Origin of the sequence: Streptomyces sp. NBC_01515 (assembly GCF_045040345.1) — a bacterium.
GTDB lineage: Bacteria > Actinomycetota > Actinomycetes > Streptomycetales > Streptomycetaceae > Streptomyces.
On record NZ_CP109416.1, the window covers coordinates 4888794 to 4908370 of the forward strand.

General features: G+C 69.2%; 19 protein-coding genes. 7 read left to right on the forward strand and 12 right to left on the reverse strand.

What is annotated here, in order from left to right; all coding sequences use genetic code 11:
• Positions 1 to 23: 23 nt before the first annotated feature.
• On the reverse strand, positions 24 to 701 hold the full coding sequence (locus OG407_RS21700; RefSeq protein WP_174447603.1) for a response regulator transcription factor: 678 nt from the start codon (positions 699 to 701) through the stop codon (positions 24 to 26).
• 459 nt (positions 702 to 1160) lie between these two features.
• Here OG407_RS21700 and OG407_RS21705 point away from each other — a divergent pair, with 459 nt between their 5' ends.
• Positions 1161 to 2657, forward strand: coding sequence for an oligopeptide:H+ symporter (locus tag OG407_RS21705; RefSeq protein WP_405860365.1), 1497 nt, complete (start codon positions 1161 to 1163; stop codon positions 2655 to 2657).
• A gap of 1777 nt (positions 2658 to 4434) precedes the next feature.
• Here OG407_RS21705 and OG407_RS21710 read toward each other — a convergent pair.
• The 6 genes from OG407_RS21710 to OG407_RS21735 form a co-directional block, all read right to left on the reverse strand.
• Positions 4435 to 5775 (reverse strand): hypothetical protein, encoded by a 1341-nt coding sequence (locus OG407_RS21710; protein ID WP_405860367.1) that lies wholly within the window; start codon positions 5773 to 5775, stop codon positions 4435 to 4437.
• Positions 5772 to 6884 carry a hypothetical protein gene (locus OG407_RS21715; RefSeq protein WP_405860369.1) on the reverse strand — a complete coding sequence of 371 codons (1113 nt, stop codon included), beginning with the start codon at positions 6882 to 6884 and terminating at the stop codon, positions 5772 to 5774. The genes OG407_RS21710 and OG407_RS21715 overlap by 4 nt, the downstream gene beginning before the upstream one ends.
• Positions 6881 to 7750 carry a hypothetical protein gene (locus OG407_RS21720; protein WP_405868529.1) on the reverse strand — a complete coding sequence of 290 codons (870 nt, stop codon included), beginning with the start codon at positions 7748 to 7750 and terminating at the stop codon, positions 6881 to 6883. The genes OG407_RS21715 and OG407_RS21720 overlap by 4 nt, the downstream gene beginning before the upstream one ends.
• 33 nt (positions 7751 to 7783) lie before the next feature.
• Positions 7784 to 8530 carry an LPXTG cell wall anchor domain-containing protein gene (locus OG407_RS21725; protein ID WP_405860371.1) on the reverse strand — a complete coding sequence of 249 codons (747 nt, stop codon included), beginning with the start codon at positions 8528 to 8530 and terminating at the stop codon, positions 7784 to 7786.
• Between the two features lie 590 nt (positions 8531 to 9120).
• Positions 9121 to 9648, reverse strand: a complete 528-nt coding sequence (locus OG407_RS21730; protein ID WP_366497067.1) for an ATP-binding protein — start codon at positions 9646 to 9648, stop codon at positions 9121 to 9123.
• A 229-nt stretch (positions 9649 to 9877) separates the two neighbouring features.
• On the reverse strand, positions 9878 to 10255 hold the full coding sequence (locus OG407_RS21735; RefSeq protein WP_033284379.1) for an STAS domain-containing protein: 378 nt from the start codon (positions 10253 to 10255) through the stop codon (positions 9878 to 9880).
• Positions 10256 to 10580: 325 nt separating this feature from the next.
• On the opposite strand from OG407_RS21735, the gene OG407_RS21740 reads away from it, so the two are divergent.
• From OG407_RS21740 to OG407_RS21750, 3 genes are all read left to right on the forward strand, one after another.
• Positions 10581 to 11462, forward strand: a complete 882-nt coding sequence (locus tag OG407_RS21740) for an RNA polymerase sigma factor SigF (protein WP_329350575.1) — start codon at positions 10581 to 10583, stop codon at positions 11460 to 11462.
• A 199-nt stretch (positions 11463 to 11661) separates the two neighbouring features.
• A complete protein-coding gene (locus OG407_RS21745) occupies positions 11662 to 13152 on the forward strand; it encodes a ricin-type beta-trefoil lectin domain protein (protein ID WP_405860374.1) in 1491 nt (496 codons plus the stop codon).
• Positions 13153 to 13256: 104 nt separating this feature from the next.
• Positions 13257 to 14099, forward strand: a complete 843-nt coding sequence (locus tag OG407_RS21750; RefSeq protein ID WP_405860376.1) for a DUF5995 family protein — start codon at positions 13257 to 13259, stop codon at positions 14097 to 14099.
• Here OG407_RS21750 and OG407_RS21755 read toward each other — a convergent pair.
• Together OG407_RS21755 and OG407_RS21760 are read right to left on the reverse strand one after the other, a co-directional pair.
• Positions 14083 to 14982: a hypothetical protein gene (locus OG407_RS21755; RefSeq protein ID WP_405860378.1), complete on the reverse strand. Its 900-nt coding sequence runs from the start codon at positions 14980 to 14982 to the stop codon at positions 14083 to 14085. The two genes, OG407_RS21750 and OG407_RS21755, sit on opposite strands and share 17 nt — an antisense overlap.
• A 42-nt stretch (positions 14983 to 15024) precedes the next feature.
• Positions 15025 to 15438 (reverse strand): ATP-binding protein, encoded by a 414-nt coding sequence (locus OG407_RS21760; protein ID WP_405860380.1) that lies wholly within the window; start codon positions 15436 to 15438, stop codon positions 15025 to 15027.
• A 196-nt stretch (positions 15439 to 15634) separates the two neighbouring features.
• On the opposite strand from OG407_RS21760, the gene OG407_RS21765 reads away from it, so the two are divergent.
• From OG407_RS21765 to OG407_RS21775, 3 genes are read left to right on the forward strand one after another with little or no spacing between them, the layout of a single operon-like run.
• Positions 15635 to 16486, forward strand: coding sequence for a helix-turn-helix domain-containing protein (locus tag OG407_RS21765; protein WP_405860382.1), 852 nt, complete (start codon positions 15635 to 15637; stop codon positions 16484 to 16486).
• 8 nt (positions 16487 to 16494) lie between these two features.
• On the forward strand, positions 16495 to 16692 hold the full coding sequence (locus OG407_RS21770) for a DUF397 domain-containing protein (protein WP_405860384.1): 198 nt from the start codon (positions 16495 to 16497) through the stop codon (positions 16690 to 16692).
• A 38-nt stretch (positions 16693 to 16730) separates the two neighbouring features.
• A complete protein-coding gene (locus OG407_RS21775) occupies positions 16731 to 16931 on the forward strand; it encodes a DUF397 domain-containing protein (protein ID WP_405860386.1) in 201 nt (66 codons plus the stop codon).
• Here OG407_RS21775 and OG407_RS21780 read toward each other — a convergent pair.
• The 3 genes from OG407_RS21780 to hutI all read right to left on the reverse strand — a co-directional run bounded on the left by OG407_RS21780 (position 16918) and on the right by hutI (position 19560).
• Complete coding sequence (locus tag OG407_RS21780; RefSeq protein ID WP_405860388.1) at positions 16918 to 17883, reverse strand: CehA/McbA family metallohydrolase; 966 nt, start codon at positions 17881 to 17883, stop codon at positions 16918 to 16920. The genes OG407_RS21775 and OG407_RS21780 overlap by 14 nt on opposite strands.
• Positions 17873 to 18229, reverse strand: a complete 357-nt coding sequence (locus OG407_RS21785) for a hypothetical protein (protein WP_405860390.1) — start codon at positions 18227 to 18229, stop codon at positions 17873 to 17875. Before OG407_RS21785 ends, OG407_RS21780 begins: the two co-directional genes overlap by 11 nt.
• 125 nt (positions 18230 to 18354) lie before the next feature.
• Positions 18355 to 19560: an imidazolonepropionase gene (hutI, locus tag OG407_RS21790; protein WP_405860392.1), complete on the reverse strand. Its 1206-nt coding sequence runs from the start codon at positions 19558 to 19560 to the stop codon at positions 18355 to 18357.
• Between the last annotated feature and the right edge of the window lie 17 nt (positions 19561 to 19577).

The window sequence follows — 19577 nt, forward strand, 5'->3', positions numbered from 1 at the left end:
CGGCGATGTCGCGCGTAGACCGGCTAGCTCTTCTCGAACCGGAACCCGACACCCCGCACCGTCGCGATGTACCGGGGGTTGGCCGCATCGTCACCGAGCTTCTTCCGCAGCCAGGAGATGTGCATGTCGAGGGTCTTGGTCGACGACCACCACGTCGTGTCCCACACCTCGCGCATCAACTGGTCACGGGTCACCACCCGCCCGGCGTCCCGCACTAGCACCCGCAGCAGGTCGAACTCCTTGGCGGTGAGCTGGAGTTCCTCGTCGCCCATCCACGCGCGGTGGGACTCGACGTCGATACGGACGCCGTGCGTGGCGGGCGGCTGCGCGGGCTCGGCCGCGCCGCGCCGGAGCAGGGCCCGGACGCGGGCGAGCAGTTCGGCGAGCCGGAAGGGTTTGGTGACGTAGTCGTCGGCGCCCGCGTCGAGGCCGACGACGGTGTCCACCTCGTCGGCGCGTGCGGTCAGGATGAGGATGGGGACGGTGTGGCCCTCGGCGCGCAGTCGGCGGGCCACTTCCAGGCCGTCCATGCCGGGCAGGCCCAGGTCCAGGACACACAGGTCGATGCCGCCCTGGATGCCGGCGTCGAGGGCTGTCGGTCCGTCCTCGCGCACCTCGACCTCGTAACCTTCCCGTCGCAAAGCGCGGGCCAGCGGCTCCGAGATGGACGCGTCGTCCTCGGCGAGCAGTACACGGGTCATGAGGTGATGGTAGTCCGCCTCGGACAGCGGTCGGGGTGTGATCGCCACGAGTGATTCTTACCTTGGGGCAAGTCGGATCCGCAGCGGTGAAGAATCTGGTCCGTACCTGTGCCTGTGGGATGTGATCCTTGTATCCACCTTCGAAAAGGCGACCACGGTTCCACTTCACCCTGTGATCGATGTCTCAAGTCCTTCCATTTCCGGCGGTGTCCTGCCGTATGGTGACCTGAAGGCCTGTAGCAACACCGGGGACCTTTGGCGAGCATTTACTGCTGAAGGTCTCTTTTGTGTGCGGGCTGGCTGTCGCCAGCCTTGAAAGGAATGACCTGTGGCCGGGTGACCCGGGGCGGACTCCCCGAGGGCGTGGGGACGGACGTGCCGATCCCGCCGGTGCCGGCCGCCCCCCACCGGGCGCGCGACCGCTCTTGCACGCGCGTCCCGAACCAGCAAGGAACGACCATGGCGTCCAGCCTGACGAAGGACTCGGTGACTCCGGGCACCCCCGGTTCCGAGACGACCTTCTTCGGCCACCCCCGCGGACTGGCCACTCTCTTCATGACCGAGATGTGGGAGCGATTCTCCTACTACGGCATGAAGGCCCTCCTCCCGCTGTACCTGGTGGCACCGGGCGGCCTGCACATGAACGCGGCCACCGCGACCGCGATCTACTCGGTGTACCTGTCGCTCGTGTACCTGCTCGCCCTCCCCGGCGGCTGGTTCGCGGACCGGGTCCTCGGCCCCCGCAAGACGGTCGCCGTAGCCGGCGTGATCATCATGCTCGGCCACCTCACCCTGGCCCTCCCGTCCTCGGGCACGTTCTTCGCGGGCCTCGGCCTGGTGGCGATCGGCTCGGGTCTGTTGAAGGCCAACATCTCCACGATGGTCGGCCACCTCTACGAGGGCCCGGACGACCCGCGCCGCGACGGCGGCTTCACGCTCTTCTACATCGGCATCAACATCGGCGCCTTCGCCGCACCGCTGATGATCGGCACCGTCGGCGAGAACTACAACTGGCACCTCGGCTTCGCGCTCGCCGCGGTCGGCATGGCCATCGGCCTCGCCCAGTACCTGCTCGGCACGCGTCACCTCAGCTCCCGCTCGGACATCGTCCCCACGCCGCTGTCCGCCGAGGAGAAGGCGGCCACGCTGCGCAAGTCGGCGCTGTGGGCCGCCGTCGCCGTCGTCTTCTACGCGATCGTCGGCATCTCCGGCCACTACACCCTGAACTGGCTGCTGGTCCCGATCACCATCGCCGGCCTGCTGATCCCGGTCCTGGTCATCGCCCGCATCAAGCGCGACAAGGACCTCGACCGCTCCGAGCAGTCGAAGATGTCCGCGTACATCTGGTTCTTCGTGGCCGCGGCCGTCTTCTGGATGATCTACGACCAGGGCGGCTCGACGGTGTCCCTGTTCGCCGACTCCTCCGCGAAGAACACCGTCTTCGGCTGGCACTTCCCGGTCTCCTGGTACCAGTCGGTCAACCCGGTCCTCATCATGGCCCTGGCCCCGGTCTTCGCCTGGGCCTGGCTGGCTATGGCCCGCCGTGGCAAGGAACCGAGCACGGCGACCAAGTTCGCGATGGGCCTGGTCCTCATCGGCGCGTCCTTCTTCCTCTTCCTGGCCCCGCTCGCGATCGCCGACGGCGGTCACAAGGCGGCGGCGATGTGGCTCGTGGCGATCTACTTCGTCCAGACGGTCGGCGAACTGACCCTCTCCCCCGTCGGCCTCTCCGTCACCACGAAGATGGCCCCGGCGAAGTACGCCTCGCAGATGATGGGCGTGTGGTTCCTCGCGGTCACAGCAGGCGACGCCACAACAGGCCTCCTGTCCATCGCCGGCGTCAACCTCAACAAGACAGGCATCGTCACCCTCGAAGCGGCCCTCGCGGTCCTCGCGGGCGCAGCGGTCTGGATGTACCGCAAGAAGGTCAGGGAACTCATGGGCGACGTCCACTGACGTCCGTCTACGGCAACGCGCCAAAGGGCCGCTGAATCCTTCGGGATACGGCGGCCCTTTCCCATCCCCGGCGCTTCCCAGTGGACGTTGGGCCACTCGCTTCTTGGCCAGTGTCGTGCTTCCGCGGCCCGAGTAAAGGGCGCTCCCTGCGGTCGCGTCGGCTACGCCGATTCCGCTGCGCTTCACCCTTGACTAGGGCCGCTCCAGCCCGTTGGAGAAGCGAGCGAGCGGCCCGGAAGGATGGGTGGCCAAGGTGGGCGGGCCCCTGCCTGTACTGGGTCGCGGTCCGGAGTGGAGGGGCGCGCTCGCGTCTCGCCTGCACGCCGGGTCGGCTCAGCGGCTATCCGCCGGTGGGGTGGAAGGGTGCGGTAGGGACTGCCCCCTGGTTTGATCCGGGCCGGTGCAAGGGGACGCGTCCGCGTCTCGCCTGCACGCCGGGCTGGCTCAGCGGCTATCGGCCGGTGGGGTGGGAGGCGCGGTGAGGGCTGCCGCCTCGTGGTTAGATCCGGGCCGGTGCGAGGGTACGTGTCTGCGCCTGGCCAGCGCGCCGGGTGGGCTCGGCGGCTGCCCGCCGGTGGGGTGGGAGGTGAGGTGGGGACTGCTCCTTCATGGTTAGATCCGGGCCGGAGCGGAGGAGCGCGTTCGCGTCTTCGTCTGCACGTCGGGTGGGCTTGGCGGCTACCGGCCGGTGGGGGTGGAGAGAGCACAGGGGCACGAGGCATGGGGGCGCGCTGCCGTCTCGCCAGCACGCCCCGCCCTGGTTCAGCGGCCGACGCCGGGTGGGTGGTTGCTGGAAGCCGGGGGTAAATCTAACCACCGTCGCGACCTTTGGCCGGTTAGAAGAGGCCCCAGCCTCCCGAGGAGGGCAGGACCGAAGGCCGGGGCGAGGACGGGGGAGGTGGGTCCGCGAAGTGTGACACTTTCGCTTCGACTGTCACATTTCTGCGGACCGGGTACCCCAGGCCCCGGGGAGAGCCGACCGACGGACGGGGAGCCACCGACCAGGCCACACCCAGAGCACCGCCCGGGCCGCCGCCCAGAACCAGCCCGGAATCTCCCTCTGCCCATGTCCGTGGCCCGGAACTGCCCATCACCCACTGCCTGTTGCCCATGACTCGATGCTTGTGACGTTGGTCCCCGCCCGCACTCTCCCCCCACTGGCCGGTAGTCGCCGGCCCGACCTGGCGGGCAGGCGAGACGCGAACGCCTACCCTCGCCCAGGCCTGGGCTTGGAGTCCTGATGTACGCCCGAGGTTCAGATCCGCCCATCACCCTCTCCCCCGGCCATGGACTCCCCAGCGCTTCTTGCCACTTGGCCTGCTGTGCAGCGAGTCCCCACCGGCCGGCAGCCGCTGAGCCGACCCGGCGTGCAGGCCAGACGCCAACGCGCCGCCCTTGCCCCGACCCCGCCCTTCTCCAGAAGCCGGGGTCATTTCTAACCAGTCAAAGGTTATGACAGTGGTTAGATTCACCCCAGGCTTTCCGCAACCAACCAACCACCCACTCACCGTTGGCCGCTGAGCCGGCCCGGCGTGCAGGCGAGACGCGAACGCGCCCCCACACCCCGGCCCCGAACGCAGTACCGGCACGGGGATGCGTACCTGGCCACCCATCCCTCGGGGCCGCCCGCTCGCTTCTCACAACGGGATTGCGGGAGACGAGTCAAGGGTGGAGCGCAGCGCAATCGGCGCAGCCGACGCGACCGCAGGGAGCGCCCTTTACTCGGCTCCCGCAATCCCGACACTGACCAAGAAGCGGGCGGCCCGACCCGTACTTGTCAGCGCAGTCGCTTCCGTCCCGGCATGAACGTGAACACCGCCACGCCTAGCAGGATCGCCGTACCGGATACCAAGCCGAGCGCCTTCAGACCGCCGTGACTGTCCGAGCCCGTCTCCGCCAAGCCTCCGGAAGTCGAGGTCGACGTTGATGTACCGCCTGACGTGGACGAGCCGCCTGACGCGCCGCTTGCCTGTTCCGTTGTGTCGAGGGTCAGGGAGACCTCCGACTTCGTGGGGGTGCAAGTCGTTGTCGTGCCAAGGGCGTTGACCGTGAGGACGCCGGGGGAAAGAGTCGACGTACCGCTCGCGCCGGGCTTGTACGTGCCCGTCAGGTCCGGGATCTCTATCGGGTCGCCGGACTTGATGGTGGCGGAGTTGGTCGGCCCCTCCACGTGGACCGTGCCCTTGTCGGCGCCGCCCAGGACCACCTCCATCGACGGCTTCACGGAGTCCGCAGGAATGTCCGCCGGACTGTCCATCACCGAGCCGTTGAACTTCACGGTGAGGTCGTAGCTCCCGCCGTCCTTGGTGGCGTTGATCTGCACGGGCGAGGTCGCGTTCTTGTCACCGATCGGCGTCTTGCACGCGTACGGGACGGAGACCTCCTTGCCGGTGAAGTCCGTTTGGCCGGTTCCGGTGCCGTCGCTGGCACTCGCGGATGCCGATGTCGATGTCGAGTCACTGGGCGACGCGGACTCCGAGGCTGATTCCGATGCGGAAGCCGACGTCGAGTCCGATGGGGTTGGGGACGTGCTGGACGAACTGCCGTCTCCCGCCGTCACATTGATCGTCGCCGAAGGCGAAACCGTCGCCGTCGGTGTGCACTTCGTGTCCGTCGAGAACGCGTTGACCGTGTACGCGTCCGGTGTCAGCGTCACCGACCCCGCCGTCGTCAGCTTCAACGTGCCCTTCATGTCGGACAGGGTCATCACCGCGCCCTTGGGAATCGCCGGGTTCGTGCGCGGGCCCAGCATCGCGATGTCGGCGGTCTGTGCGCCGCCGGCCTTCAACGTCCCGGACGGCTGAACCGAGTTGGCGGGCAGGTCGATGATGTCGGGGTTCTTGGACGCGGCCTGGGTGAACTTCCAGACGACGTCGACCGTGTCACCCACCTTCGCCGTGGCGGGCGCGGTGATCTGGACCTTGGTGGTGCCGTCGACCGGGTCGATGCCGGCGGGCGGCACGCAGTGGGTGGCGTAGGACACCTCGGCGGCCTGCGCGGTCCCGGCGGTCAGGCCGAGCGCGAGGCCCGCACCGCCGAGGACCAGCGCGAACGTGGCCGCGCCCGCTCTCCGTACACCGCCTCCGCCGGCCGGTATGACTCTCCTTCGCTTGCTCACGTAAGTCCCTTCCTGGTGGGAGTCGTCGGACTCGTCGGGCTGTCGTCGTGCGGTGCGGAGAGTGGACCGGCCGCCGTGCCCGGATCCGAATCCGGGGTGAACCACGGCAGGGTCGAGGTCGTAGGGGCGGCCGCTTCCTGAGAGGCGGCCGGCTTGCCGAACTTCGGCATGCGCAGGGTGACTTGGGCAGGCACGTGCAGGCTCCGGTGCCGGGGCGGGCCCATGCTGCGGGCCGCCTTGCGTGGCCGTAGGCGGTCCACCACGGCCATCCCGATGCGGAACACCGCCGCCGGTACGACCACGCAGACCAGGATCCAGAACAGGGTCACGCCCCAGGGGCGGCCGACTCCCCATGGTTGTTCGGCCAGTACCCGGCCGCCGTACTTCATCGAGACGGTGTAGTCGCCGTGCGCGCCGGCCGAGAGTTCGACGGGGAGTTTGATCTCCGCCTTTCCGCCGGGCGCGATCGTGCCGCCGAACTGCTGGTCGTCCCACTGCGGCGCGAACACCCCGTGGGAGGTGCCGACTTGGAACACGGGGTTCTTGACGGGGGACGAACCTGCGTTGCCCACCGTGAAGACCAGCGTGCGGGACGGTGGTGCCCCGAACCAGGTCAGCAGCCCGCTCGAACCGTCCAGCCGGGTGTCCGACAGGACCGACAGACGTCCGGCGGAGGACTCCGCGGGTAGTGGTTCGATCGCGTGGCCCGCCACCTGGAAGACCGTGTCCGCCGACGCGCTCGCGCCCGTCACCGTCGCCACATGCACCACGCACGGGCACGGCACCGGCGGTTCGGACACCGGCAGCTTCTTGCTGAAGACGCCCTTGGCGTCCGTCGTTACGGCTCTGCCGTCCGCGTTCGCACAGGAGTTGGTGCCGCCGATCACCCCGCGTGCGGGCGTCGCCTGTCCGCAGATCAGCATCATCAGCAGGGCGTGCGCGCGCCAGCCGCTCCCGGAGACGGTGATCGAACCGCCCGCCCCCGCCTGCGACTTGGAGAGCTTCACACTCGGGCCGCCCGCCGCCGCGGCTGACGTCGCTCCCGCCAACGGCAGCAGAAGCAGCGCGAGTACCGCCACCAGCGCCGGAATCCGTACCTTGCCGCTCACATCGCCGCTCCCGTCAACTCGGTCTGTGTGTACGGGTGTTCGGCCGTCGCATCGTCCTCATCCGTACGGCACCGTCGACGTCGTAGGCGTAGGCGGAGGCGGAGGCGTACGAGAAGCAGCGCCGCCCCGGCCGTCAGCGCGGCCCCGGCACCCGCCACCACTTCCCACGGCACGAACCGTGTCGACGCGTTCGCGGTGTCGTGCGCGCCGCCTGTCGCCGTGACCGTGAGGCGTAGGTCGACCGCGTCCAGGGTGGGGTGGTCGGGCCAGGGTTCGGTGAGCTTCAGGCGCTGGCCGGGCGGGAGTTGGACGGGGAGGGTGCGGGGGGTGCGGTTCAGGAGGGTGCCGAAGAGGCCGGTGGCGTGGACGGCGAGGTTCGGGGTGAGGAGTGTGGTGCCGCGGTTGACCAGGTCGTAGGTGATGCGGTCGCCGTGGACCGCCACGTGTTCGACGGTCAGGGCTGACAACGCCGGGCCGCGTACGTGGAGTTGGAGCCGTACCCTCGCCTCTCGGCCCTTCGTGTCGCGTGCGGTGATCGTGGCGGTGCGGTCGCCGGGGGCCGCGGTCGCCGGGACGTTCACGGTGAAGGGGATGTCGGCTCGGGTGCGGGCGGGGACCCCAACTCCCGTGTCGGCGAAGGTGATCGGGACGCCCGTGGCGTGCAGTCGTACGGTGACCGGGTGGGTGGTGGGGTTGGTCACGGACAGCGTGTCCTGGAGGGTCGTGCCGGGCTCACCCTCGGCGTAGAACGTCGGGCGTCCGCCGCCCGCGGGCGCAACGGTCCATCCCCCGGCGGCCGTTGCGGTCGGTGTGGCCGCCAGGAGGGCTAGGAGGGACAGGCACAGGACGCGGGCGGTCGACGGCAGCATGGGCGGCTCCAGCGGGCTTGCGGGGGGCTGTCAGCGGCGGGCGCGGGCCGTCTGGTTGCGCCGGGTCAGCCACAGGGTGCCCGCCGCGCCCGCGAGCAGGACCGTGCCGCCGAGCGTGCCGAGGGCGATGACCGAGTCGTCGGGGCCGGTCTTCGGGAGCGTGCCGCTGGAGTCGGTTCCGGTACCGGAACTGGTGGAGCCCGTCGAGCCCGTGGAGCCCGTCGAGCCCGTCGAGCCGCTGGATCCCGACGAGCCGCCCGCCGCCGTGACGTCGAGCGTGAGGGACGGGCCGGGGCTGTTGGTGGGGGTGCACGTCGTCGTCGTACCGAGGGCCTTGATGGTGAGGACGGCCGCCGTGAACGTGACCTTGCCGGACGCCTTCGGGGTGTACGTACCCGTCAAGTCGTTGATTTTGATGGGGGTGTTGGCGGGGATCGCGGCCTGGTTGGCGGGGCCCGACACCGCGACCGTGCCGCTGTCAGCGCCGCCCAGCTTGATGGTGGCGCTCGGGCTCATCGCCCCCTTGCCGAGTTCGACGGGGCTGGAGGAGACGCCCTTCTGCCAGGACATGGTGAGCTGGTAGCCGCTGCCGCTCTTGACACCCTTGATGTCGATCGGCGAGACGGCTGTCTTGACGCCGATGGGCGTCTGGCACTTGTAGTTGACGTCGACCACGTCGGCCCGGGCTGCGGGGGCGGCCATGAATACCGCCGAGCCGGCCAGGGCCGCGACGGACGCGACGGACGCGAGCGCTGCGGTTCGTTTCTGGTACGACACGGTCCCCTCATTCCTGACGGCACATCAGATCGGGCGTCAAGGTACGCCCGGGGTCGTGAGGAGGGAAGACAAGGCGCACGCCGGAGTTGTGACGATCCGGCGTGCGCGAAAAGGTCGACAAGTGGATGGGGTGACCGGAGGTAACCCAAGGTCGGCGTCAGCCGAGCCGGTCAGCCGAGCCGGTCGGACGGGCGGGCCCCAGCGGCACAGCACCTCGGACACCCACACCGCGCCGTCGGCCTGCTGGTGCCGTTCGAGGCGGGCACACGCATCGCCCCGGGGGTGATCCCTCGGGTCATGGGCGAGAGGGCGCTCGCGGTGCCACCACGCCTTCACCGATCCCGGGGTCGTACGGCCGTGAAAACGGTCGCGTACCGCCGTAGAACGGTCTCGTTCCGGCCCGATGACGGGGGCGGGCCGGCGGGGCATGGGGTCCGTCGGGGTGGTGGGCCGTTCCTCCCCGCGCTCGGGAGGGGATCCGCCGGGGGGGATCCGCCGGGAGGGGCGCCGGGGGGCGGGGAAACGAATTCCTCGGCCCCATGGAACAGCCGATCAGCTGATTCGCCGATCGGCTCCATGGGGGGGGCGGGCTAGGCGGGGGCGCCCAGCTCCGCCCAGACCGTCTTGCCGGTGACTCCCGGGGCGCGGACGACGCCCCAGTCCAGGCAGAGCCGCTGCACGATGAACATGCCGTGGCCGCCGGGGCGGCCCGCGCGGTGCGGGGTTCTGGGGGCGGGCTGGCCCGTGCCGCGGTCGGAGACCTCGACCCGGATCACCTTGTTCTCGCAGGTGATCCACATCTCGTCCGGGCCTTCGGCGTGCAGACAGGCGTTGGTGACCAGTTCGGAGACGACGAGGAGCACGTCCTCGGCGGCGGCGCGCCGGTCGGCGCCCTCGGCGGGCAGCCAGCCCCAGGCGTACAGGGCCTGGCGGGCGAAGTCGCGGGCCAGCGGTACGACCCCGCTCTCGCCCGCGAAACTGAGCCTGCGGGTGTTCCGGCCCGCGGCCGGTTCGGCGTCGTCCCCGACGGACGGCACGGCAGCGCCTCCGGCGGGCGCCTCCGCGGCGCCACCGGACTCCGGGCGGTCGCCCGGCGGGTAGGGCCGGGTGGTGCTCATCAGCGCTTCACCTCACCGATTCACCGGTTCACGATTCAAGAGTCGGTACGTGTTCAAGAATCAGTACTACGTGTTCAAGGGTCAGTACGTGGATCAGGAGCGATTTCGTCGCTCGGGGTCTCGACGGGTTCAGATGTTCTCCTGCCCGAGCGAACCGGCAAAACACCCCTTACTCGGCACGGAAGACGAGGCACGGGGAATCCGCCGGTCGCACGGGGGAGAACGGGACTCAGCCGGACTCGTCGGCGAGGGCGGCCCCAAGGGTGTCGTGGACGGTGAAGACCGCTTCCGCCCCGGTGATCTCGAACACGCGCGCCACCGCGGGCTTCATCCCCGCGAGGTGCACCCCGCCACCCGCGGCTTCCGCCTTCAGGCGCGCGCCGAGCAGCACGTTCAGGCCCGTGGAGTCGCAGAACTCCAGCCGTGAGCAGTCCACGACGAGCCGTGCGTACCCATGGGCGAGCAGGTCCTCCAGCGGCTCGCGCAACAGATCGGCGGTGTGGTGATCCAACTCACCCGCCGGTGTCACGACAGCGCTGAGGCCCTGTTTCCGCACCTCGACCAGAAGCCGGCCAGACTGTGCGCTGCCGACCGTCCCGCGGTCCATGCCGTCTCTCTCTCCCGAGGTCGTGGCTGTTGACGTTCGCCCTGGAACACTACGCCTTCCTCACACTCTCCGACACCCGAACAACCGCCCACAAGTGGACATATGGATACACAGCGCACTTGCGGCGAGCTCCGGAAAACGGGTAGGGCTAGTAGAGACAAGTATTTGGACATTCGACACGACGGACAAGTACCGGCCACCGACCGGCCCTCGCCCCGACTGTCGATACGACCGACCGACCGACACGACCGGCTTTGGAGGCGCCGCACTCCGCAGTGCACGCACCGGCTTCGGCAGCCATATGCCGAGAACGATGGAGGACGCCATGTCACCCCGGCTCGACGCATCGCCTACCCCGACAGCGACGTCGACACCCCCACCGGCACAACTGGATCCCAATCCCATCGAGGGGCTCCCCGAGATCCCCCCGTACGACGAGATCGGCGCCGTCGACGCACGGGCGCTCTCCAAGACCCTCTTCGAGCGGCTGGAATCGCTCGAAGAAGGCACGCACGAGTACTCGTACGTCCGCAACACGCTCGTCGAACTCAACCTCGCGCTGGTCAAGTTCGCCGCCTCCCGGTTCCGCTCGCGCAGCGAACCGATGGAGGACATCATCCAGGTCGGCACCATCGGCCTGATCAAGGCGATCGACCGCTTCGAGCTGAGTCGCGGCGTCGAGTTCCCCACCTTCGCGATGCCCACCATCATGGGTGAGATCAAGCGCTTCTTCCGCGACACCTCGTGGTCCGTGCGCGTCCCGCGCCGACTGCAGGAACTCCGGCTCGACCTGGCCAAGGCCGGCGACGAACTGGCCCAGCAACTCGACCGCGCCCCCACCGTGGGCGAGTTGGCGGCGCGCCTGAAGATCTCCAAGGAGGAGGTCGTCGAGGGCATGGCGGCGTCAAATGCCTACACGGCCAGCTCACTTGACGCGCAGCCGGAGGAGGACGACTCCGAGGGCGCGCTCGCGGACCGTATCGGCTACGAGGACCACGGGCTCGAAGGCATCGAGTACGTCGAGTCGTTGAAGCCGCTGATCGCCGAACTCCCGTCCCGGGACCGGCAGATCCTCTCCCTGCGCTTCGTCGCCAACATGACGCAGTCGGAGATCGGCGACGAGCTGGGCATCTCGCAGATGCATGTGTCGCGGCTGCTGTCGCGGACACTGGTGCGGCTGCGGAAGGGGCTTACGGTCGAGGAGTAGACCTCCCTTGGCTGTATGCCCGTATCGCCTGTACTGAGCGCGGCGCGCGTGTGTGCGCCGCGCTCAGGCGTTCCCGGACGCTCCCGTACCGCCCCCGGGGTTACTCACAGAAACCTCTTTCCCCGCCGGTCGCCTTCCACCACTATGGTCACCCGACAAACCGGCTGGTACGTCAGGACGGGCGCGAGGAGGCGGGTGAATGGTTCGCTCCGAGAAGGACGACGGCACACCCGGAGCGTCCGACGCCCGGCTCACGGAGTTACTCCGCGCCGACACGTCCACGGTCTACACGGCCCTGCAGGAACTCCGCTCCCGGCACCAGCCGTCCGTGCTCTCCTACGCCCGCCTGTGCACGACGAGCGAGCCGGCGGCCCGGCAGTTGGCGGCCCAGGCGTTCACCCTCGCGGCCCGCGAGACGGCACGCGGCGTGGACCCGTCCGTCCCCTGGCGGCACCAACTCCTGCTGCTGACAGGGCGGGTGGCCGCGTCGTGGTCCCGGGACGACCGCTCGACCGGCCTGGACGCCGGCCTCCTCCTGCTCCTGAACACGACGGACCCGGCACCTTCCATGCTCGCGGCGTTCCTCTCGCTCCCCTCCCGGACACAGGGCCTGGTCTGGTACGGCATCGTCGACCGGGAACCGGAAACCGTGACCGCCTCCTTCCTCGGCCTCACCCGTGAGGACGTCGTCCACGGCACCGGACCGGCTCTCCAGTCCATGGCCCAGGCCTGTCTGAAGTCCCGTCTGGCCGCCTCCGACGACCCGCGCTGTGGTGACTTCCGGCGTCTGATCGAGGAGTCGGTACGCCCCGACAACCCCCGCGACAGCGCCGACCTGCACGCGCACATGGCGCAGTGCGTCCACTGCACGGGCGCGTACGAGGAACTGACGGCGCTGCGGGACGCTCCGCGGGCGACGCTGGCGGAGGGGTTGTTGGCGTGGGCGGGGACGTCGTACGCGGTGCGGGGTCGCGAGGAGACGAGGAGCAACGCCCTTGGGAATCCGGCGAGTTGGGCACCTTCGCGTCGGCTGGTGCTGGCGTCGGCGGCGCTGGGGGTGACGTTGGTGCCCCTGCTGTTCTTTCTGCTGCGGCCGGGTGGGGCGACGTCGCATCCGGGTGCGGCGGCGGGCACGGTGGCGATTCCGTCCGGTCCGTCCGAGGTGACGGTGACGGCGACGGTCCCGGTGACGCCATCGGTGTCCCCTGCCAAGTCACCGTCTCCGACGAGGAGTTCGAAGCCGACGCGATCGGCGAGCCCGACGCCCTCCCCGTCCCCTGCCACGCACGCGCCCGACGGCACCTACGCGCAGGTCGTGAACGTCTCCACGGGCCGGTGCCTGGACATCCGCGACGGCGACCTGACGGAGGGCACGGATGTGATCACGGCCCCCTGCACCTCGTCCGACACCCAGCTGTGGCGCGTCGACGCCGCGCGCGGGGTGGTGCAGTCGTCCGCCGACTCCGACCTGTGCCTGGACAGCCGGGGGTCCGTGGACAAGGGCGTCGGCATCTGGGAGTGCGATTCGGTGGACGGGAGCCACGGCGACAATCTGCGGTTCACGGTGGACGCGGACGGGGTGATCCGCCCGGCGATCGCGATCTTGACGGGGATGGCGCCGGGCGGCGAGGAGGGTGTGTCGCTGGTGCCGCTGAGCGGGGGCGCGGAGCAGCGGTGGCGGGCGGGGTGAAGCGGGGCCCCGTCGGCCGGGTGAGGATGTGAGCCGTACCGGAGCTGTCATTTCCGGTGAGACTGAGTGGTCCGAACTGTGGCTCCGCCAAAGGGGAGTTGGGCATGGCTGCACAGGCACAGGCGCAGAACATCGACGAGGTCGTGGACGGGCTTGCGGGGATCGTGCGGGAGGCGATCCACGCCGGTGACCGGATCGGGTATTTCGCGGCCCTGTACCGACAGGTGACCGTCGAGATCCGTAAGGCCATCCACGAGGGGCAGTTCGAGGACGGCCCTCGGATGGACCGTTTCGACACGCTCTTCGGCAACCGTTACTTCGACGCGTACGACGCCTGGCGCCGCGACCGGAGCGGGCCGCGCTGCTGGCGCGAGACGTTCGGGCTGCTCGACGACGCCGACACGGTCATCGTCCAGCACCTGATCCTCGGCGTGAACGCGCATATCAACCTCGACCTGGCCGTCGCCGCCGCGGGGACCGATCCCGGCAAGGACATCCAGGCGCTGCGGCACGACTTCCTGCTGATCAACGACATCCTCGCGCGGGTGGTGCTGGTGCTGGAGGACTCGGTGGGGGCCGTATCTCCCCTCCTGTCCCTGCTGGACAAGGTCGGGGGCCGCACGGACGAGGAGATCCTGGACTTCAGCGTCGTCCAGTCCCGGCAGGAGGCTTGGTACAACGCGGTGCTGCTGGCCGGGCAGAGCGAGGTGGAACGCGCGGCCGCGATCGAGCGGCTTGACGTGCGGGCTGCGGTACTGGCGCGGTTGATCGCGCGGCCGGGCCTTCTCGTCCGACCGGCGCTGGAGCTGATCCGGGGGACCGAGAGCGGGGACGTACCGGCGGTCATCACGCATCTGGACGGGGCGGTGGAGCGAGCGTCCGCCGGGCGGGGGGACGACGGGGTGATGCCCGGCGGATCAACCCTCTGCTTCAGGGCCCCTCGGTGAACAACTCCCCCGCGTCGGCGACCTCGTGGGAGCGGTCGAACCAGGTGCCGAGTTCGTCCAGGTCGGTGGAGGCGAGGATGCGGTCGCGGACGGGGTCGGGGACGTCGATCTGACGCCGCTGGAAGGTACGCAGAATGGCAGCCGCCCACCCCTCGGCGCGCCCCTCCTCTCGGCCTTCCTCCCTGCCTTCACCTCGTACCTGCTCCGCCAGCGGGTGTCGCCAGAAGTACTGGATCGCCGTCATCAGGTCCCTCCACATCTGCTGGGCCTGGCGGTCTGCCAGGCATGAGTCGACGAACTGCACGAAGACCGCGGCGCTGTCCGGGTCGATGGTCCGCAGGGCGGTGGCCAGGTTTTCCAGTATGGCGGCGGCCTGCGGGCCACGGCCATGTGTCATGGCGGAAAGCACCGCAAGGGGTACGTCCCGTTCGGCCTCGCGCTCGTCCACGATCACCGGCACGTTGTCCGGGCCGAGGACGAAGGGGCGCACCGTCAGCGAGGGGCACCCGCGCACCCCGAGATGGATGGGTTCCGCCGCCCAGCGGGCCGTAGCGCTGTTCTGGGTGATGACGATGAGCACGGGTTCGCAGCGGTACTTCTCGTGCAGGTAGCTGAGGTAGTACGGCCAGCTGCCGCGTTTCCTGTCGTCCGGCTTGCCCTGTGATTCGACGACCAGGAGGTAGGCCCCGTCGTCGGTCTCCGCCCGGAGCAGCGTGTCCACGCGTTTCTCGACCGGTTCGATCTCGGTGAGGTCCACGTTCATGGCGGCGAACTCACGTGGTTCGGGGAAGGGGATGCGTAACACGCTCTGCAGGGCGCGGGTGAGGAGCGCGGGATCCTTCTGGAAGATCCGGTGCAGCGCCTCGTGCGACGAGCTGACCATCAACTCTCCTTTCTGTCCGATCTATTCGGGGTGATCAACGATCTAGGCGGCGTCCAGGTCACACCACACGTACTTGCCGCGCTGCCCGTTCCTCGACAACGGCTGCCACCCCCAGGAGTCGGCGCAGACCCGCACCAGCGCCAGCCCTCTCCCTGCCTCGGCGTCCAACAGGTTCGCCAACTGCCCCGGCGGTTCAGGGGGTTCGGGATCCGCGTCCCACGCCCCGACCCGCAACACCCCCGCCGACCACCGCACCCGGAGCATCACCGGCCCCTCGGTGTGCAGTACGGCGTTGGCCACCAGCTCCGTCGCGAGAAGCTCGGCGGCGTCCACGACCCGGATGAGGCCGTGCACGGTGAGGACCAGGCGCAGGGTGCGGCGACAGACGGTCACGGCACGGCGATCGTGCGGGACGGAGAGGGAGTACTCCCAGGGTTCGGGCTCGGTTTCGGGCATGGGGCAGCTCCGAGTGAGGTGAGGTGGTTGATGGGCGCGGGCGGTGGCATTGCCGCAGCCGTCATGGCAGGACGAAGCGGTGCGCTTCCGCAGCGTGTACGTCGCATCACCGACAGTAGGGTGTAAATTCATACCCTCGCAACCGCCTCGCGTAATCTGACCCCGAACGAGGAGTCCCAGAGAGGCAGTTACTCGGATGACCATGCGGAGCCAGCCCACCGCCCGACACGTGCGACTGGGTTCCGAGTTGCGCAAACTGCGGGAGGCCGCAGGCAAGCCGGCCAAAGAGATCGCCGGGCTCCTCGGGTCGAGTTCGGCGCACATGAGCCAGATCGAAGCCGGGAGTTCAGCGATCAGCGAGGAGCGCCTACGCAGGTTGGCGGCTCACTGCGCCTGCGCGGACGAGGAGTTGATCGAGGCCCTCGTGGCGATGGCGACCGAGCGCACACGCGGGTGGTGGGACGAGTACAAGGGAGTCCTGCCCCAGGTGAACCTGGACGTGGCCGAGGCGGAGCACCATGCGAAGTTTCTGCGGGAGGTCGTCATCACGCACGTCCCCGGGCTGCTCCAGACACCGGACTACGCGCGGGCGGTCTTCGGGTACATGCGCCCGGAACTGCCGGAGAGTGAGCTGGCGCCCCGCGTGGACCACCGGATGAAACGGCGAGCCGTCATCGAGGGCGACAACCCGACCCCGTACGAGACGATCATCCACGAGTTCGCCCTGCGTATCCGCGTGGCCGACCGCCAGGCATCCACCGCTCAACTCCGCCGCATCCTGGCCGAGATCGACCAGGGACACGCCACCGTGCGTGTCATCCCGACCGACCAGGACGGCTTTGGCGGTGCCGACGCCTCTCTGATGTACATGGGTGGCCCACTATCCCGACTGGATACAGGGCTCCTCGACGCTCCCACCGGAACGGTGTTCATCGATGCGCAGGCGGAGTTGAATCGACTCCGAACACTCTTCCGTAGGGTACAAGCGGCGTCGCTGGACCCCTCGGCGTCACGAGACCTCATCCACCGTTTGGTGAAGGAGCTGTGAGACGCGCCATGACCCATGCCCTGCACTGGCAGAAGTCCACCTTCTCGGGTGGCGGCGAAGGCAACACCTGCGTCGAACTCGCCGCTACCCCCACCACTCTCCACCTCCGCGAAAGCGACACCCCCACCACCGAACTCACCACCAGCACCGCCCCGTTGGCCCACCTCATACGCGGCATCAAGTCAGGCCGATTCACACTCGGCTGACCAGCGGCCCCCTGGCAGAAGGAACCGTGAGACCCCACATGCCCCAGCCCAGGCACTGGCAGAAGTCCACCTTCTCCGACGGCAGCGACGGCGACACCTGCGTCGAACTCGCCGCCACCCCCACCACCCTCCACCTCCGCGAGAGCGTCACCCCCGACGGGGAACTCACCACCGCCCGCGCCCCGTTGGCCCACCTGATACACGGCATCAAGTCAGGCCAGTACCTCAACCCAGAATGATCGGGTTGCTCAGAGCCGCCATGCCCCCTCCGGGGTGCCGCACCTCGACCCGGACGAACGCCGAGTCCATCGCGTCGACGTGCCACTCCACCTCGCCCACTCCCGTGCCCGGCAACGAAGCAACGTAGGTCTTCCCCCGCCCAGTGTGAAAACTGACCACCCCTGAAGGCACGCCAGTCACGCGCACCCGAGCCACCGCCGGTTCATCGCGGTGCTCCAACTGCCCGCCGATCCCCACCCGTTGCGCACCACCGGACACCGTGAACGACAACTCCACGGCGGCAGACTCAGCGATCCAACTCCGCCCGGCACGTATCCCGGCGAGCACCGCATCCGTACTCAACTCCTCGGCCCGCACGACCGTATGCGGAACACCGATCTGGCCCGACAGATGCGCGTCGCTGTTCCCCATCGCCGGCCGCCACCCGCCCTGCCGCCGGATGTCCACGTCAAGCCCCCGCCCCCACTCCGCCAACGCCGCCTCATTGTCCGCCTGCCAGGGCAGGTCCGAACTCCATGGCCCGTTCCAGACCTCCACCACGTCGAACCCTTCATACGGGTACAGGAACGTGCCCGAGTCGTACGGCGCGTGCGGATGAGCCGCCACGCACAACCCGCCGCCGCGATGGACTTCGTCGAGATGCCGGCCAACCGCCTCGTCCCGAACGCCGTACCGCCAGTCGACGACCTGCCCGGGCCGAACGCCCAGCGCGAGCCAGTGGCCGGTCCGGGTGGTGACCTCCTGCCCCAGAACCACCAGGAGATCGTCACTGGCATACCGGCCCCAAGTGCCGTGCGTGTCCGCGTTGTTGTGCTCGGTCGCCGCCAGGAAGTCCAACCCCGCCGCACGGGCCTCGTCGGCAAGATATTCCGGTGTCAGCTCACCGCCGTGCGAGCACACCGAGTGCACGTGACAGTCGCCGCGGTACCAGCCGCTTCCGCTACCGGACACTCGCTTCCGGTTCCTCTCCCCCACCCGCCCCGCCGTTGCCACGCTCTCCCCTCACAAGCGCAAGCAGCCGCACCCGGGAGTAGCGGAACCAACGGAAGCCGATCCACACGGCCAGTACCGGCCCGCCGATGGCGAAGTCGAGACGCGCCCTTGGCGACCAGTCCGTCTGGAACCACCACATGTCCGCCGCCAGCGCCAGGTTGAGGAGGACGAAGAGCGGGCCGTAGACGAAGCAGGTCCAGTCCTCCCAGAAGGCCCAACTGCCCCGGCGCTTGCTGGAGAACGCGATGGTCCAGTCCGTCAGGACAAGGGCCATCAGCATGCCCGCGAGTATGTAGAAGGCCATGCGTGGAGTATGTCCGCCCGAGTGCCCGAAGATCCTTAAAGGTTCAGAACCGGCCGACGCAAACCTGCACCCTCTGGACGCTGGGGTCTTTTCTAACCAGTCACAGTGCCTGACAATGGTTAGATTTAGCCCCGGCTTCCAGCAACCGCTCGCGTTCCCCGTCGCCACACCTCAGTCACCAACGGCACTCCCGGCCGATAGGCCAGGTGCACGTGGCTGGGCGCGTCCAGCAGGATCAGGTCCGCACGCGCGCCCACCGCAACCCGCCCTACGTCGTCCCGTCGCAACGCCGCCGCGCCGCCCGCCGTGGCCGCCCACACCGCCTCGTCCGGCGTCATCCCCATGTCCCGTACTGCCAGCGCGATGCAGAAGGGGACGGAGGACGTGAAGGACGAACCCGGGTTGCAGTCGGTCGAGAGCGCGACTGTGGCGCCCGCGTCCAGGAGGCGGCGCGCGTCCGGCCATTGCGCGCGCGTCGAGAACTCCGCGCCGGGGAGCAGCGTCGCGACCGTCGCGCCGCTCGCCAGTGCGTCCACGTCCGCGTCCGTGAGGTGCGTGCAGTGGTCCGCGCTCGCCGCGTCCAGTTCTACGGCGAGTTGGACGCCCGGGCCGTAGGAGAGCTGGTTGGCGTGGATGCGCGGGTGCAGGCCCTTCGCCCGCCCCGCCGTCAGGATCGCCCGCGCCTGGTCGCCGTCGAACGCGCCCTTCTCGCAGAACACGTCGATCCAACGGGCGTGCGGGGCGCAGGCGTTGAGCATCTCGCCGGTGACCAGGGACACGTAGGCGGCGGGGTCGTCGGCGTAGTCGGGCGAGACGATGTGCGCGCCGAGGTACGTCACCTCGTCCGTGTGCGCGGCGGCGATGCGGAGGGCGCGGGACTCGTCGGCGACCGTCAGGCCGTAGCCGGACTTCGTCTCGAAGGTGGTGGTGCCCTGGCGGAGGGCCTCGGTCAGGTAACGGGTGAGGTTCGCCTCCAGTTCCGCGTCGCTCGCCGCGCGCGTCGCCGCGACCGTCGTACGGATGCCGCCCGCGCTGTACGCCCGCCCGGACATCCGCGCGTTGAACTCCTGCGTGCGGTCGCCCGCGAAGACGAGGTGCGAGTGGGAGTCCACGAAGCCGGGCAGGACCGCCCGTCCACCGGCGTCGACCCGATTGTCAGTGGCGGGTGCTTTGCTTGTTTCACCGGTCCACGCGATGCGGTCGCCGTCGATGACGACGGCCGCGTCCTGGATCAGACCGAGGGGAGATCTGTCACCGAGGGAGGGGTCATTGGTGACCAGCGTGGCGATGTTGGTGATGACGGTGCTGCTGGTGCTGCTGGTGCTGCTCATTGTGTCCTCGTGGGTGC